This is a genomic window from Bacillus cereus group sp. BceL220 (assembly GCF_051776965.1).
Lineage (GTDB): Bacteria > Bacillota > Bacilli > Bacillales > Bacillaceae_G > Bacillus_A > Bacillus_A cereus.
Genome location: NZ_JBPWBC010000016.1, coordinates 42,404 through 58,486, shown reverse-complemented (window position 1 = coordinate 58,486; position 16,083 = coordinate 42,404). Strand labels below are relative to the sequence as shown.

The following is a 16,083-nucleotide window of genomic DNA, read 5'->3' as shown; positions in this document are numbered from 1 at the left end:
AGGAAATACTTGTGAAAATCGCAATTTCTGGTGGTACAGGCTTTATCGGTAAATATCTTTCTACTTTTTTTGTTCAAAAAGGATATACTGTTTACATCCTCACACGAAAAAAAACTACTGAAACTTCCGACCCTAAACTTCAGTATGTTCAATGGACACCAGATTTACAAACCTTCCCCCTCTCTTCTATTGATGTAGTTATTAATCTAGCCGGAGAGTCTATTAATAGTAGATGGACAAAGAAACAAAAGAAAGCCATTTTAAACAGTAGAATTCAAACAACAAAAGGACTCATTAAACAATTGCAGGCACTCCATAAAAAACCACATACATTTATTAATGCAAGTGCTATTGGATACTACGGAACATCTGAAGTAGAGTCTTTTACTGAGCAACAAGAAACTCCTGGAAATGACTTTTTAGCAGAAACAGTATTTTTATGGGAACAAGAAGCAGCTAAAGCATGTTCTCTCGGAATAAGAACAATTTACACAAGATTTGGCGTTGTATTAGGTGCAGATGGCGGAGCCTTGCCAAAAATGTTACTTCCCTATCAATTCTATATCGGCGGCACCATTGGTTCTGGGAAACAATGGTTATCATGGATTCATATAGACGATGTCGTTCGTATGATGGATTTCATCATACACAAAAAAGAAATTGATGGTCCTCTTAATATGACAGCACCAACACCTATAAGAATGAAGGAATTTGGAAAGACCATCGCTGCTGCAACGAGAAAACCACATTGGCTGCCTGTCCCTTCATTTATGCTTCACGCCTTATTAGGTGAGATGAGCATACTTGTACTAGAAGGGCAACATGTATTACCTAGTAAAGCAATTAAACATGGATACCAATACACATTTCCGGCAATAGACCATGCATTACAAAATATACTTTCGCATACAATGTAGTACTTCTAAAACACAATTTTACATGGGCCCTTTTAAAACTTTCATTTTCTAGGATCCGAAGCATTACCATACAAATAACCTTTCAGTTACTTTCCCTTAACTTCCATTAGCATTATAAAGTAACAGAAATGAGGTACCTATGAAAATATTGCTCAAACAAGCCATTGTATACCCTATTACATCTCCAAAGTTTCAAGGCGATGTACTCGTTACAGGAGAGCGAATTACCGAGGTCAAACCTTTTATTCAACCTACTCAAGATATGACCGTTATAGATGCACGAGCACTCCATCTCTTACCTGGCTTTATTGATGTCCATACTCACCTTGGTCTCTATGATGAAGGTACTGGTTGGGCTGGAAATGATGCCAATGAAACATCTGAAGTTTCAACACCACATATTCGTTCTTTAGATGGAATCCATCCTCTCGATATCGCCTTTCAAGACGCTGTACAAAATGGAATTACAACCGTTCACGTTATGCCTGGCAGTCAAAATATTATCGGGGGTACTACTTGTGTAATAAAAACAGCTGGAACTTGTATTGATCATATGATTATTCAAGAACCTGCTGGTTTAAAGATTGCCTTTGGAGAAAACCCTAAAAAAGTCCATAGTAATGGAACAAAAGAATCCATAACACGTATGGGGATTATGGGGTTACTTCGGGAATCATTCTATGAAGCACAACACTACGGGCACGAAGCTGATTTTCGAATGCTTCCTATTTTAAAAGCATTACGTCGTGAAATACCCGTACGTATCCACGCTCACAGAGCAGATGATATTAGTTCTGCGCTACGCTTTGCAACGGAATTCAACCTCGATCTACGTATTGAACATTGTACAGAAGGACACTTTCTTGTTGAAGAGCTTTCGAAACACAATTTGAAGGTTTCAGTTGGTCCCACTCTGACACGCCGTTCTAAAATCGAACTAAAAAACAAGACATGGGATACTTACCATATATTATCCAAAAATGGTGTGGAAGTTTCTATAACAACAGACCATCCTTATACACCCATTCAGTATTTAAATATTTGTGCTGCTGTCGCAGTAAGAGAAGGGTTAGACGAGAAAACAGCACTAGAAGGAATCACCATATTCCCAGCGCGAAATTTGCGGTTAGAGGATAGAATTGGAAGCATCGAGGTTGGAAAAGACGCCGATCTCGTGTTATGGACTCATCATCCTTTCCATTATTTAGCCAAGCCTGTACTAACTATGATTGATGGAAAAATAATTTACAAAAAAAATAAAAAAAACTAGTTTATTTTTTTGACTAGATAAAGTATTATACGATTATAAACTGAATGAAACCATAATCAATTTGTGTCGTGATTATCATTTTCAAATTGATGAATGGGGAAGGCAAATGGTGCGCCACCAGCGTTAGAAACTGGTTCTAGTGGGTTCGATTCCCACCCCGAAATTTTTTAAAGATTGATATAAAAATTTCGAGGGTGGGGTGTTTTTTCGTCATGCTACCCTCGTGTGAGGAGGAGTTAGTATGTTGAAAAAACGCGACTTACACGACAGCCACGTTCTATACGAGTTAATGGTGGATCCAGCTGTCTTCCCTTTTGTGCGTCAAAAGGCTTATTCTTATGAAGAATATTTATTCTTAACGAAACAAACGATTGAAGCTGAAGAGCGTGGTGAATTAATTTCACGCACAATTTTAGATGAATGGGGTAACCCTATCGGAACAATTACTTTATTTGATGTGCAAGAAAAAGCTGGATTTCTCGGGACATGGCTTGGCAAACCATATCATGGAAAAGGCTATAATAAATTGGCAAAAGATTCATTTTTTAGTGAACTTTTCTATGAATTAGATATTGAAACAATTTTCATGCGTATTCGTAAAATAAATATTCGTTCTATTAAAGCTGCAGAAAAACTGCAATATGTGAATCTAGCAAATGAAACAAGAAAAGCCGTATATGATGAAATTAACGCAAACGAAGAAGTATATAACTTATATGAAATTCCAAAAGATCAATACACACTTGCTACAATGCGAGATACAACCTTCCAAGATGCTCATCAATTAAAAGAAGCATAATCTAAATTTTCTGAAATGATAATCAATCATTAACATTTTCCATATGCGTATATCCCCTCATGTCTTTGGAAACGATAAATAGTAACTTTAAGACACGAGGTGATTTGTAATGGATAAAAAGAAACGTGATAAAGCAAAAAACACATTATCTAGTACACAAGAAGTTCTCTATCAACGCGAATTTCAAAAAGCAGATCGTGCAGCAGGATATCGCTCGAAAAGCATTTAAAGTGAAAATGAATAATTAGAAGTTTCCCCCCTAATTATTCATTTTCATTACATAATTTTCTCGACTGATAGAAGTAAGCAAAAAGACCCCTTATGCTTATGCATAAGGGGTCTTTTTGCTGTGGACAACTTTATCCACAAAACTGATGCAATTGTTAGTAATTTTCAAAAACACTTAATATTTTTCTATATTAAAGCATATATCAGCTGTTTTAATTGTGGATATTTTTCTAAAAATTGTGGACAATGTGGATATAGTTGTTAATATTCCGACTTTACTGTTTAATGAAAGCGCAATTATTTTGTGGATAACTGGCTAAATTTTCTTTGAAAATAATAAAGAACCCTCTTTACATATACAAAGAGGGTTTCATATTAAGTAAAAGATTGTGCAAGAGCAGGTGATTTAATAGGTATATGACGCGGTTCTGCATGATTTTCTGCCAAAATTGCATCTACAATATGACCAGCTGGCTCTGGAAGATAGATGCTTTTCATTGCTTCTTTCATTTGAAGAAGCTTCACATCATCTTGTAATAATGCCTCTGTTTTTGCGAAAACCTCACTATCATCGCGAATGACAACTGCTGCTCCTTTTTTTTCAAAGTACATCGCATTTTCATTTTCTTGTCCTGGAACAGGCTTATATAAAATGACAGGTACTTGCAACGCTGCTGCTTCACTTAATGTTATTCCGCCTGGCTTCGTAATCATACAAGAAGTAACTCGGAATAATTCATCAATATTTTCAACATACCCAAACACTTTTAATGCATCGGAATTTTGCTTCTGTAAACTTAATAAATCATGTTTTAAAGCTTCATTTTTTCCACAAACGACAACTACTTGTAAATTAGGCACTGACATAAATGATTGGCATAGTTCTTTTACATTTCCTAATACCCCATGAGCACCTGCTACAATTAGTAAAATCTTTTTATTCTTACATAACTGATATTTATTATATATGATGTCTGAATTTACCTTTAACTCAAAACTACTCCGAATTGGAATTCCTGTTTCAACAATTTGTTCCGCAGGTACACCGATATCAACCATCAATTCTTTCACGTGATCCGTTGCAACAAAATAACGATCTACTTCTCGATGAATCCATATTTTGTGCACGCAAAAATCCGTTAATACGTTATAGACAGGAATTGAAATCCCCGTTTGTTTTTTCAATTCTGGTACAGCAATAATTGGAAATGTATTAATCACAATATCAGGTTTCTCCACCTGTAACAGTGTTTTCAAACGTTTTCTTCCAAAGTTCGCATACCAAGATGCTATTTTCTTATCATAAATTTTTTCTACCCCGTAATAAAACAAACGATATAATTCTTTTCCTATTGTATAACTTTTTAAATATAGATATTTTGTAATGTCAGTTATAAATGGATGTGATTCTCCAAACAAGTCGCATACAATAACATCTTCAATTCCTTTTTGGCGAAATGTTTGTTCTAATGTTTTTGCTACTTGCACATGACCATTACCGTAATGTGCAGTTAATATTAAAACCTTGGGGTTTTTTATCAAACAAATCCACTCCTAGCTTTTTGTTTTTCCATATTGCATATACGACAATAGGAAAAACATTTTCCTTAAAAATTACATAAACAGATTCTAATAATTCCCTTTCCAGCTATGTACCTGTCGTGGATATGCAAAGCATATAAGATTGACCCCTTAATCCTATCTGTGCTCATATCTTTACATTATACTTTCCTATAAGAGCTTTCGCAATAACTTACAAATCTTCTCTATTCCATGATACTCACTCTTTTACTTCTTAATTCTTTTTACTATTTTGATTTCCCTTTACAATTATGTAAATTTATCCACTTAGTCCGTACAAAATTATGGATATTCTACTTTCAGTATACTCTTTTATCAATATATACTCTAGATTTTATTGTAAAGAAAGCAAAAAGCCTAATCCAATATTTGGATTAGACCGCTTGTAAAATATGTTTAGCATGTTCTACATTTTTCTCAGTAGGTGGTTCTACATTTGCGAGTGGGTACTTGTGTCCAAGCGCCTCCCATTTATATACACCAAGCTTATGATATGGTAACACTTCAACTTTTTGAACATTAGACAGACTTTGAATAAAGCTAGATAGTTTTTGTAGATCCTCTTCATTATCCGTAACACCAGGAACTAATACGTGTCGTACCCAAATCGCTTTATTCTTATCCGATAAATAACGAGCAAATTGTAAAATATGTTCATTTGGTTTCCCTGTTAATTTACGATGCTTTTTGGAATCGATATGTTTCAAATCCAATAAAACTAAATCTGTATAATCCATTAAAATATCTAGCTTATTTTGGAATTCTGGTTCCTCAGAATAACACCCACCAGAAGAGTCGATTGTTGTATGGATACCAGCCTCTTTACACTTTTTAAACAACTCAATTAAAAAGTCTAGCTGTAATAATGGCTCTCCACCGCTAACTGTTATACCGCCTCCGGAGGCTTCAATAAATGGAAGGTAACATGTCACATCCTGCATCACTTCTTCAACTGTTATTTCTTTACCTTTACCGATTTCCCACGTATCAGCATTATGACAATATTGACAACGTAATAAACACCCTTGTGTAAATATGACATAACGAATCCCTGGGCCATCAACAGTACCACAAGACTCTACAGAATGTATTCTTCCTTTTACCATGTTACTTCCTCCTTTATTGAAACAGCCTCCCTTCGCTATGTATTAAAAGCGAAGGGACACTTTTTTCATTTACATGCTTTCATGCATTGTACGGTTAATTACATCAATTTGTTGTTCACGAGTTAATTTAATAAAGTTTACAGCGTAACCAGATACGCGAATTGTTAATTGTGGATATTTCTCAGGATGTTCCATTGCATCCATTAATGTTTCACGATTAAATACGTTAATATTTAAGTGATGGCCTTCTTTTACTGCATAGCCATCAAGCATAGATACTAAGTTACGTACTTGTACATCATCTTCTTTACCAAGTGCTTTTGGAATAATAGAGAATGTATTAGAAATACCATCTTGTGCATCTTCATATGGTAATTTAGCTACAGATAATAATGAAGCTAATGCACCTTTTGTATCACGTCCATGCATTGGATTTGCACCTGGTGCAAATGGCTCTCCAGTACGGCGTCCATCTGGAGTGTTACCAGTTTTCTTACCGTATACAACGTTAGAAGTAATAGTTAAAATTGACATTGTATGAACGGAATTACGATATGTTTTATGTTTACGCAGTTTATTCATAAATGTTTTCACGAGATTTACAGCGATCTCATCTACACGATCATCATTGTTACCGTATTTTGGGAAGTCTCCTTCAATCTCGAAGTCAACTGCAATACCATTTTCATCACGGATTGGTTTTACTTGTGCGTATTTAATTGCACTTAATGAGTCTGCTACTACAGATAGACCCGCGATACCTGTTGCCATTGTACGAAGAACATTTGTATCATGAAGTGCCATTTCAATACGTTCATAGCTATATTTATCATGCATATAATGGATAACATTTAATGTGTTTAAATATAGACCCGCTAACCATTCCATTGTCATATCAAACTTATGCATAACTTCTTCGTAATTTAGTACTTCAGAAGTAATTGGTGCGTACTCAGGGCCAACTTGTGCTTTTGATTTTTCATCTTTACCACCGTTAATCGCATATAATAATGCTTTCGCTAAGTTTGCACGAGCTCCGAAGAACTGCATTTGCTTACCGATTCTCATTGCAGATACACAACAAGCAATTCCGTAATCATCGCCGTAATCAGCACGCATAATGTCATCATTTTCATATTGAATTGCTGATGTTTTGATGGACATTTTCGCACAGTAGTTTTTAAAGTTCTCTGGTAATTGTTTAGACCAAAGAACTGTTAAATTCGGTTCTGGAGCTGGTCCTAAATTATCTAGTGTATGCAAGAAACGGAATGAGTTCTTTGTTACTAATGGACGACCATCTAATGCCATACCACCGATAGATTCAGTTACCCAAGTTGGGTCACCAGAGAATAATTCATTATAATCAGGTGTTCTTGCGAATTTCACAAGACGTAATTTCATAATGAAGTGATCTACAATTTCTTGTACTTCTTCTTCTGTTAAAGTACCATTTGCTAAATCTCTTTCAATGTAAATATCTAAGAATGTAGAAGTACGTCCAAGACTCATTGCAGCTCCGTTTTGCTCTTTAATCGCTGCAAGATATGCGAAGTATAACCACTGGAATGCTTCTTGTGCATTTGTTGCTGGTTTAGAAATATCGAAACCATGAGAAGCAGCCATTTGTTTTAGTTCTTGAAGTGCACGCATTTGCTCAGATAACTCTTCGCGTAAACGCATTGTATCTTCGCTCATTACACCACCAGTTAAATTCAAATCGGCTTTTTTCGCTTCAATTAAATGATCAATACCATATAATGCTACGCGTCGATAGTCACCGATAATGCGTCCACGACCGTATGCATCTGGAAGACCAGTAATAACACCTGATTTACGTGCATTTCTCATTTCTGGTGTATAAGCATCAAATACACCTTGGTTATGAGTCTTTCTCCAATCTCTAAAAATACGACTAAGTTCTTTGTCCATTTCGTATCCATAAGATTCACAAGCTTGTTCTGCCATACGAATACCACCATATGGTTGTAAAGAACGTTTAAATGGTTTATCAGTTTGGAAACCGACTACTTTTTCAATATCTTTATTTAAGTATCCTGGGTCATGTGATGTAATAGAAGAAACAATTTTTGTATCCATATCAAGAACGCCACCGTTTTCACGTTCTTTTGTTGTTAAATCCATTACTTGATCCCAAAGTTGTTTCGTTGCTTCAGTTGCTTCTGCTAAGAAAGATTCGTCTCCTTCGAAAACGTTTACATTATTTAAAATGAAATCGCGAACATCAATCTCTGCTTTCCATTTTTCACCTTTAAAGTTTTCCCATGCGTTTTTAACATTTTCTAATACTTGAGTCATCCTAATCTCCTCCATTTTTGATTAGTACAGGACTAAGATTTTTTATATAACAGCTTACACACTTAGAATACTACTTTTTTACGAAAGTGAACGAAATAGTTGTGACATGTTTGTGAAATGTTGAGCAAACTACTATATATATAGTGTTAACTTCATTTAAAAGTCTTTAAAATTAACCCTTTCCTTAATTGTATTTTTTTGGTATCCTTATATACGAGTCCTATTTTGTAATATAAGAACAATACCCATTGTAGAGCTGTAATACTCTTATCTCCTAATCTGTTATAGTTTTTATAACAGAACAAAAAAGTGTACACATGTTGTACACTTTTTTGTTACTTCTATAAAACATCTCTTTTTCTATTGCCATCATAGAATCCGCCACGATTGTCTGTTGATGCAATTATTTGCTCTAGTCCTTCTATATGATCACCTATAATTCGAAGTACAGCTGGAGGATGACCTATTTTTGCAAAATGTTCACTGGGACGAATACGGTTCATCTTATCAACCTCAACACGACATACACATGCAATTTCAAATCCAGAAAGAAGAGCCTTCACCTGTGCTACACAAGGTGACAATAAAGATTTATATCCAATTGCTTTCAAACACTTGTGGCTAAATGCATTAGGTACCGCAATAAGTGAGCCTACCCCTAAATCCTTTCTATCACAAGCTAAATTTAGTGCATACTTAAATGCAGTTACAAGATGAAGTGGTACTCTTAAATCTAAATAATGATTTAAATCATTTAATGCGACGTCCTTTCCATCTGCAATAGCTTTTGCAAAAGGATATAGTTCACTAGCTGGAATAACAAAATCACCATCTATAAATAACACAATTTCTCCTTTTGCAAAATAAGTTCCAAGTGAACGCCCTACATCGTTTCCAAGGGCTTCTTTATATACAATGGTTGTTGCGCCTTTGTCTTTTGCAATCGTTGCTGTTTTATCTGACGAACCATTTACGACAACGATGATTTCAAAAGGTTCAATTTTACGAAGCTCTTCTATAACCTTTCCAATTGTTTTCTCTTCATTTTGTACAGGAATAACAACCGATAGTTGCTTTTCTCTATACAAATTGGATGTAACGCCCCATCCTTGATAAAAATCTTCGAAATTTAAAGTATGATAGACGCTATCCCTTTTCCTATTTCCATCATAATATCCCCCGCGTATATCACTGCTTACTATTCGTTCTGCAACTGCTTCTATATGATCACCTATCATTCGTCTTTCAGATTGAGAAAGGTTCGTGCCATATGCAGCATGTTCAATCGGTCGAAATTTATTCGGCGTAATAACATCAATAGCACAATGACGGTTAATTCTCCATTTACTTTGTGCTATACGTAAATGAGCTACAATAGGATTAACTAAACATTCATATCCAATACTTTGGACGACTTCTTTCGTCAACGCATGAGGTACAGATAATAAAGAATCTATCTTTAATTCTTCACGCTCTAACATTGCATTTAATATTTGACGCCACACTGTAACGGAATGGGGTTTTTGTTTCTTTAAAAACAATGCGTCCAAATTATTTAAAACGATGTCAGTCTGATCATGTAAAATTGGATTAAGAAACAATTGTAATTTGGAAGTTGGAATAGCAAAGTCCCCATCTATAAATAGTAATACATCACCTATCGCATGTTTTGCGCCAACTGCACGCCCAACATCGTTCCCTAATAGTTCTGTATACCTGATTACCTTACAACCTAGCTGATTAGCAACCTCTTCTGTACCATCATTACAACCATTTGCTATGACAATAATCTCTACTGGATTTAACGGTTTTACCGATTGAATAACGTCTGAAATCGTATCTACTTCATTACTTGCAGGAATAATAACTGATAGCGACTTAGCCATTGTTTTCTTCACGAAACCATTTAATAGTTTCTTTCAATCCTTGTTCCCACGTTACTGTCGCTTGAAATTGAACAAGTTCTCTTAACTTTGTTACGTTCGGCCTTCTATTCGGAATTTCTTCAAAGCCATGTGGATATACTTCCTCAAAAGGAACTTGTACAATTTTCGAAGAAGATTTCGTTAGTTTTTTTATTGTTTCTGCTACTTCTTTTATACTCTGTTCGTTCTCAGAACCTATATTAATAATCTCACCATTTACCTTCTCATCCATTGCCCGAATTGTTGCTTCTACCGCATCACTCACATACGTAAAGCAACGTGTCTGCTTTCCATCTCCATATACGAGAATGTCTTCTCCTTGCAAAGCTGCACGGATAAATCGCGGGATTACTCCTGCATATGGACCATCTTTCGCTCTTGGACCATAAATATTAAAATAACGAACAATCGTTACAGGTAAGCCTTCTAATGCGTATCCTAAACATAATGTTTCTTCTAACGTTTTACAAACTGCATAACTCCAACGAATTTTAGAAGTTGCCCCGTACAATCGATCTCCTTCTTCAGAGAAAGGCGGTTTGCCTTTACCATATACTTCTGAAGTAGATGCAAAAACTACTTTCTTCTTTCCTTTTAATGCTGCTTGTAAAATGTTTCTCGTTCCGTCAAAATTCGTTTCAATGAGCTCTATACTTTTTTCCATTGTCGTTTTAACACCTAAAATTGCTGCTAAATGAAACACTACATCATGTTGGTTTACTAATTCATACATAGAATTTTTATCTAAAACACTTATTGGAATAACCCGAATCTCTCTCATTAGCTCATTATGATACTTATTTTTCCCTTTATAGAAGTTATCCACAATCGTGACTTCATAACCCCTTCTCACCAACTCTTCAGCTAAATGAGATCCAATAAATCCGGCCCCACCTGTAATTAAACATTTCTTACTCATACACTCACCTTCTTTATAATTCCCCGTGTATCTATTACTCGGTCTATTCCTTTAAAAAGCTTCCAATCGATATTAGAGTGGTCAGTTAAAATTAAAACACAACCTGCCTCTTTAACTGTTTGTTCATCCAAAGCAACAGATTGATACACCTTATCTCCAATTTCCGCGGAAGAAATATATGAATCATGGTATTTTATCTCGTATCCTTCTTTTATTAGTAATTGAATAATTGGCAAAGCCGGTGATTCTCTCAAATCATTTACATCTTTCTTATATGCGATTCCTACAATTAAAACTAGTCCGGGTGATTGCACCATGCCCTTTACTTTCCGGACTATTTTCTCTGGCATTTCTTCATTAATTACATGTGCCGCCTCAATTAATTGACTAATTGCCCCATTCTTTTTTATTCGCCATTGAAAATATAAGGGGTCTACGGGAATACAGTGCCCCCCTATCCCTGGTCCTGGCCAATACGGAGTAAATCCAAAAGGTTTTGTAGATGCCGCTTCAATGGCCTCATAAAAATCAATCCCTAAACTTTCACATAATGTGTTTAACTCATTTACTAAAGAGATGTTAACTAAGCGCTGAATATTTTCAAATAGCTTACACATCTCTGCTACTTTCGGCGAACTAACAGGTACAACTACGTCAAAAATGGTACTATATAAATCCTGTACTTTTTGTTTACACTTTTCTGTTTGTCCACTAATAACTTTTGGAATAGATTGAACTGAATATTGACTATTTGCTGGATCAATTCTCTCAGGGGAATATCCGATATAGAAATCTTCTCCTACCTTTTGGCCAGCTTGAGAAATAATAGGAATAATAACTTCCTCAAGTGTGCCTGGATATGTGGAACTTTCAAAAATGAAGGTTTGTCCTTTTTGGAGATTTTGTTGTATATAATGCGAAGCTGAAATGAGGGCACTTAAATCTGGTTCTCTTCGTTCATTAATTGGAGTTGGAACAGTAACAATAACATAATCACTATTTTGGAAATCAGTAATACCTTTATCTGGTGTATTTACTATTAATTTATTTTTAGTCAATAAACTTTGCAACACTTTAGAAGAAACATCTGGAATATAACTTTCTCCTTTTATAATCGATTCTATTTTTCTAGTATCTTTATCTAATCCAAGTACGGTATGTCCTCTTTCTGCAAAATGGACTGCTAAAGGAAGACCAACATACCCTAATCCAATAATAGCTACTTTACTACTAGCATTCATCTGTATTCTTTTCTTCCTTTCTCAATTGTTGAATAGTGTCTCTATCGCGATCTCCATCTGTAAAACTCCCACGTTCGTCTGTATATTGCAATAGATAAGCAATCGCCTCAAGTTGATCACCGAAAATACGGTCAAATGCCGGAATACGCCCATTTACAAATCCATGTTGCTCCGGGCGTATCCGATTGGTTTTTATAACATCTACAAATTCTACTGCTGTAATAGAAAAAACCTCCAAAATAGCTTTCATTTGAGCTAATGGCGGAATAACAAGCGAGTCATATCCTATTTTCTCTATTACCCTTTTATGCATAGCATGTGGTACTGCCGTTAATGAGTTATTCCATAAATCCGGTCTTTTCGCTACTAAATTCATAAAATATTTCCCCATACTAATTGGATCTGCAGGATGAAACATATCTAATAAGCATTGTAAATCATTTAAAACCACGTCACTTCCATCTTCAACAGCTTGCAAAAATGGAGTGAGTTTTTTTGCTGGAATAACAAAATCACCATCAACGAATAAACAAATATCGGCTGTGGCATGCATAGCTCCTATCGCTCGAGCTACATTATGTCCGAGTGCTTCCTCGAATTCAATAACGATAACATTCTCTAACTTTGCCTGTTTAACAGTCTCAAAATCTGCTCCATTCGCGACAACAATAATTTCATCTACCCCTGCTTTTTTCACTTCTTGTATAACAGATCTTATCGTCATTTTTTCTTCTGACACTGGTATAATCGCACTATATTTCGCTTTTTCCTTCTTTAATACAACTGGTTTATAGTTCCCTATAAACTCCCTATCCCTGTTTCCCTCCGAAAAACCGCCGCGTTTACCATATGTTTCGATTACATATTGCAAAGCACGTAAATGATCACCCATAATACGGCTAGTCGCTTTCGGATAAGGAGAACCAGGTGATGTTCCTGTATGCACAGGACGGACCTTATTTGTGTGAATTACATCGACCGAAGCCGTATCAACAATATCTACTCCTCTAGACATCGCTATCGCTTGAAATAGTGCTGGATCTGCTAAATTCCACCACCCAAGTTTCTCGATAACTTCCCTGCTCATCGCATGTGGAATTGCGATTAAAGATCCAACAACAAGCTCTTTTTTATTCAAATAGCGATTCAACATGAACTTTCCAACTGTCGTATAATGTGGTCTCATCTTTAAATAAACCGACCATGTTAAATTATTCACAACAATTTGATGCCCTTGTCGAATTCCTTTCACGAAACGTTGTAACTCTTTACTATCAATAACAATATCACCATCTAAAAACAAAACAATTTCACCTTTTGCTTCTCTAGCCCCAATAGCCCGTCCAACATCATTGCCAAGAGAATGTTTATAATAAATCACGTGACAATGATGTTGTAACGCTATGTCTTTCGTTCCATCTGTGGAGCCATTATCTACTACAATAATTTCGTAAGGCTTGAGCTTCTCCACTTCTACTAAAACTTGTGATAAAGTACTCGCTTCATTGTGCGCTGGAATAACAACTGATACTCTCATACTTGTATCACACTTACCCTTCCAAGCGAACATAAGCAATAATAGGAGTACGCACGATTACATCTTCCGGTGGTCCATAAGAAGGAGAAGTACGAACACTTACTGCCCCATCCGTCACAGATAACAGAATGCCTGCAACAATTTCTACAGCTGTAACAACTTGCACTAACTCACCAACATGGTTACGCAATTCATCAGTAAATAACATATATAAGTCTCCTTTCTTACGCTTCTTTTATTGATATAATACTTGTAAATGGTAATAAAACTTCCGTCCCTATTCCTTCTTGTAGTGTTAAGAAATCATCACCAACCGCTACAATCACACCTGTTAATTGTCCAACTGTCACCGTAATTTCAACGTTTTTACCTAAATACTGCTTTGCAATTTCTTTAAAAGGTGATGTATTGCATTCTTTTAAAATGTTACAAATAATAGATTGAAATTGGCTTGATTTTATAAATTCTTCCGTAGCTTGCCTAGAGTTTCTTTGAATAAACCTTGCAAAGTTTTGCGAAAATAAAAGTCGTTCCACAGCAGGCAATAATTTATCATCTAAAAAATAGCCTAATTGTCTATTAAACACTCTTGATAATTTATGCCAATATTTTCTGAACAGACACATACACTTCTCCTCCTATTATTTTTAGATTATAAAATTTTACATCCATACATCTTAATGTATACAAAATAGATATTTTTGTGATAGGTAAGGCATACATTTTCTAAAAGAAATATTTGTTTCAGGGCAAAAAAAAAAACTATCCAAAAGGATAGTTTCTTACACTTCAATATTTCGCAACATCGTATAAATGTCATTATTCACTTTACCAAATGATTTAATGTTGTTTTGAATGTTAGATAATAAAACAACATACACACTACCGTTTTTACTAAATCCATTTAAACAATTCCAACCTGGCATTACACCGTGATTCGAATAGCTTCCTGGGTCTACGTACCAGCCAAATCCGTAATCTTTTTTCACGGCTGTAAACATTTGATCGTAACTCGCTTTTGAAATTAACTTTCCAGAGTATAACGCTTCGTTAAATAAATATAAATCATGTGCACTCGTATATATATCACCACAACCATATAGTTGTGACATGCTCGGAATATTAGGTGTTGTCATATTATTATTTACTATTTTATAACCCGTTGATGGGAATCTTGTTTGTTCTAACGCTGTGCCAAAACCAGAATGTTTCATACCAGCAGTAGCAAAAATATGTTGTTTAATATATTCTTCAAGCGACTGTCCACTTACCTTCTCGGCAATGTATGCAAGTATAGAGTAGTTCGAATCGGAATACTTCCACTTCTCTCCTGGACCACCAATACGCTTTTGATTTCCTATTCGCTTTATCAGTTCTTCATGAGAAATATCTTCTTTTCCTTGCTCATATTCTGGAATCCCTGATGTATGTGTTAATAGATGTTTTAGCTGAATACTATTACCTTGTGGAAAATCTGGAATATACTTCGCAACAGTATCTTCAACTTGTAATTTATTTTGATCTTTCAATTGCATAATAGCAGTTGCTACAAACGCCTTTGAAATAGAGCCAATATAAAAAGTCGTCTCTGAATTATTCGGTACTTGCTGCTCTTTATTTGCCATACCGTACCCTTTATTCAGAAGAACTTTTCCGTTCTTCACAATAACAGCTGTCCCGCTAAATCCTGCGTTTTGTAAATACTGGTCCAATTGAGCGTTTTCATTAATTTCTTGAGGTGGTCCTTCAGCAGGCTGTTCCGCAGCTTGCGCTTGCTTCACTTGTTCTTCCTGCTCTTTTTGTTTTTGCTTCTGTACGTCTTGTTTCTTTTTTTCTTCTTTCTTTTTTAGCTCTTCTTGTTTCTTCATTTCTGCTGCCGCTTTTAAAGTTTCTTCTTTCTTATTATGCGCAACAATTTTTGTATACATGAAATATACAAGTGATAATAGTAAGACGAGAATGATTGTCCTTTTTATGTATACAATCGGCCGATGTGCTTTCCCATTCGCATTATTTTGTTCCTGATCCATAATTGCTTTTTTCCCCTTACTCACCAATAATTTAATTCCTCTACTAAAGATTTATTTTAGTAGATTATGGATAATCCATTCTATATCATCCCTACTTTATCACGCACTGCACATATTACCAACCCATATGTACAAAAAAGAAAAAGAAAATTTACAAAAGTAAGATTCCCGTTAAATTGTTAACAAAAAAGAGGATGTCCTCTAAAAAATT

General features: G+C 35.3%; 14 protein-coding genes and 1 pseudogene. 4 read left to right on the top strand and 11 right to left on the bottom strand.

All coding sequences use genetic code 11. The features are described 5' to 3' along the window. Positions 1 to 11 precede the first annotated feature (11 nt). From ACS2FK_RS26330 to ACS2FK_RS26315, 4 genes are all read left to right on the top strand, one after another. On the top strand, positions 12 to 917 hold the full coding sequence (locus ACS2FK_RS26330; RefSeq protein WP_000684406.1) for a TIGR01777 family oxidoreductase: 906 nt from the start codon (positions 12 to 14) through the stop codon (positions 915 to 917). A 139-nt stretch (positions 918 to 1,056) separates the two neighbouring features. Further along, positions 1,057 to 2,187: an amidohydrolase gene (locus tag ACS2FK_RS26325; protein ID WP_000698297.1), complete on the top strand. Its 1,131-nt coding sequence runs from the start codon at positions 1,057 to 1,059 to the stop codon at positions 2,185 to 2,187. Between the two features lie 241 nt (positions 2,188 to 2,428). Then, positions 2,429 to 2,986, top strand: coding sequence for a GNAT family N-acetyltransferase (locus tag ACS2FK_RS26320; RefSeq protein ID WP_000914737.1), 558 nt, complete (start codon positions 2,429 to 2,431; stop codon positions 2,984 to 2,986). A gap of 109 nt (positions 2,987 to 3,095) precedes the next feature. Beyond that, complete coding sequence (locus ACS2FK_RS26315; RefSeq protein ID WP_000358482.1) at positions 3,096 to 3,215, top strand: YfhE family protein; 120 nt, start codon at positions 3,096 to 3,098, stop codon at positions 3,213 to 3,215. A 374-nt stretch (positions 3,216 to 3,589) separates the two neighbouring features. Here the strand turns inward: ACS2FK_RS26315 and ACS2FK_RS26310 are convergent, their stop codons facing one another. From ACS2FK_RS26310 to ACS2FK_RS26260, 11 genes and pseudogenes are all read right to left on the bottom strand, one after another. Further along, positions 3,590 to 4,756, bottom strand: a complete 1,167-nt coding sequence (locus ACS2FK_RS26310; protein WP_000594694.1) for a diglucosyl diacylglycerol synthase — start codon at positions 4,754 to 4,756, stop codon at positions 3,590 to 3,592. Between the two features lie 413 nt (positions 4,757 to 5,169). Beyond that, a complete protein-coding gene (gene pflA, locus ACS2FK_RS26305) occupies positions 5,170 to 5,901 on the bottom strand; it encodes a pyruvate formate-lyase-activating protein (RefSeq protein WP_000238463.1) in 732 nt (243 codons plus the stop codon). Positions 5,902 to 5,970: 69 nt separating this feature from the next. After that, on the bottom strand, positions 5,971 to 8,220 hold the full coding sequence (pflB, locus tag ACS2FK_RS26300) for a formate C-acetyltransferase (protein ID WP_000195468.1): 2,250 nt from the start codon (positions 8,218 to 8,220) through the stop codon (positions 5,971 to 5,973). Positions 8,221 to 8,372: 152 nt separating this feature from the next. Then, positions 8,373 to 8,593 (bottom strand): annotated as a pseudogene (locus ACS2FK_RS26295) (hypothetical protein). Further along, positions 8,562 to 10,106, bottom strand: a complete 1,545-nt coding sequence (locus tag ACS2FK_RS26290; protein WP_001130008.1) for a glycosyltransferase family 2 protein — start codon at positions 10,104 to 10,106, stop codon at positions 8,562 to 8,564. Before ACS2FK_RS26290 ends, ACS2FK_RS26295 begins: the two are co-directional and overlap by 32 nt. Beyond that, positions 10,099 to 11,064: an NAD-dependent epimerase/dehydratase family protein gene (locus ACS2FK_RS26285; protein ID WP_000037050.1), complete on the bottom strand. Its 966-nt coding sequence runs from the start codon at positions 11,062 to 11,064 to the stop codon at positions 10,099 to 10,101. Before ACS2FK_RS26285 ends, ACS2FK_RS26290 begins: the two co-directional genes overlap by 8 nt. Continuing rightward, complete coding sequence (locus ACS2FK_RS26280; RefSeq protein WP_000994261.1) at positions 11,061 to 12,305, bottom strand: nucleotide sugar dehydrogenase; 1,245 nt, start codon at positions 12,303 to 12,305, stop codon at positions 11,061 to 11,063. The genes ACS2FK_RS26285 and ACS2FK_RS26280 overlap by 4 nt, the downstream gene beginning before the upstream one ends. Next, on the bottom strand, positions 12,295 to 13,842 hold the full coding sequence (locus ACS2FK_RS26275; RefSeq protein WP_001266449.1) for a glycosyltransferase family 2 protein: 1,548 nt from the start codon (positions 13,840 to 13,842) through the stop codon (positions 12,295 to 12,297). Before ACS2FK_RS26275 ends, ACS2FK_RS26280 begins: the two co-directional genes overlap by 11 nt. A gap of 13 nt (positions 13,843 to 13,855) precedes the next feature. Next, complete coding sequence (locus ACS2FK_RS26270; RefSeq protein WP_000899471.1) at positions 13,856 to 14,050, bottom strand: hypothetical protein; 195 nt, start codon at positions 14,048 to 14,050, stop codon at positions 13,856 to 13,858. 16 nt (positions 14,051 to 14,066) lie between these two features. Beyond that, a complete protein-coding gene (locus tag ACS2FK_RS26265; protein ID WP_000335546.1) occupies positions 14,067 to 14,468 on the bottom strand; it encodes a hypothetical protein in 402 nt (133 codons plus the stop codon). 156 nt (positions 14,469 to 14,624) lie between these two features. Further along, the gene (locus tag ACS2FK_RS26260) at positions 14,625 to 15,872 is read right to left on the bottom strand and encodes a serine hydrolase domain-containing protein (protein WP_000371895.1); all 1,248 of its coding nucleotides are present in this window, start codon (positions 15,870 to 15,872) and stop codon (positions 14,625 to 14,627) included. Between the last annotated feature and the right edge of the window lie 211 nt (positions 15,873 to 16,083).

Excerpts from the sequence above, each read along its gene's own strand:
- ACS2FK_RS26270 (WP_000899471.1), bottom strand. The coding sequence starts at position 14,050 with ATGTTATTTACTGATGAATTGCGTAACCATGTTGGTGAGTTAGTGCAA.
- ACS2FK_RS26280 (WP_000994261.1), bottom strand. The coding sequence starts at position 12,305 with ATGAATGCTAGTAGTAAAGTAGCTATTATTGGATTAGGGTATGTTGGT.
- ACS2FK_RS26315 (WP_000358482.1), top strand. The coding sequence starts at position 3,096 with ATGGATAAAAAGAAACGTGATAAAGCAAAAAACACATTATCTAGTACA.
- ACS2FK_RS26320 (WP_000914737.1), top strand. The coding sequence starts at position 2,429 with ATGTTGAAAAAACGCGACTTACACGACAGCCACGTTCTATACGAGTTA.
- ACS2FK_RS26265 (WP_000335546.1), bottom strand. The coding sequence starts at position 14,468 with ATGTGTCTGTTCAGAAAATATTGGCATAAATTATCAAGAGTGTTTAAT.
- ACS2FK_RS26285 (WP_000037050.1), bottom strand. The coding sequence starts at position 11,064 with ATGAGTAAGAAATGTTTAATTACAGGTGGGGCCGGATTTATTGGATCT.
- ACS2FK_RS26290 (WP_001130008.1), bottom strand. The coding sequence starts at position 10,106 with ATGGCTAAGTCGCTATCAGTTATTATTCCTGCAAGTAATGAAGTAGAT.
- pflA (WP_000238463.1), bottom strand. The coding sequence starts at position 5,901 with ATGGTAAAAGGAAGAATACATTCTGTAGAGTCTTGTGGTACTGTTGAT.
- ACS2FK_RS26260 (WP_000371895.1), bottom strand. The coding sequence starts at position 15,872 with ATGGATCAGGAACAAAATAATGCGAATGGGAAAGCACATCGGCCGATT.
- ACS2FK_RS26325 (WP_000698297.1), top strand. The coding sequence starts at position 1,057 with ATGAAAATATTGCTCAAACAAGCCATTGTATACCCTATTACATCTCCA.
- pflB (WP_000195468.1), bottom strand. The coding sequence starts at position 8,220 with ATGACTCAAGTATTAGAAAATGTTAAAAACGCATGGGAAAACTTTAAA.
- ACS2FK_RS26275 (WP_001266449.1), bottom strand. The coding sequence starts at position 13,842 with ATGAGAGTATCAGTTGTTATTCCAGCGCACAATGAAGCGAGTACTTTA.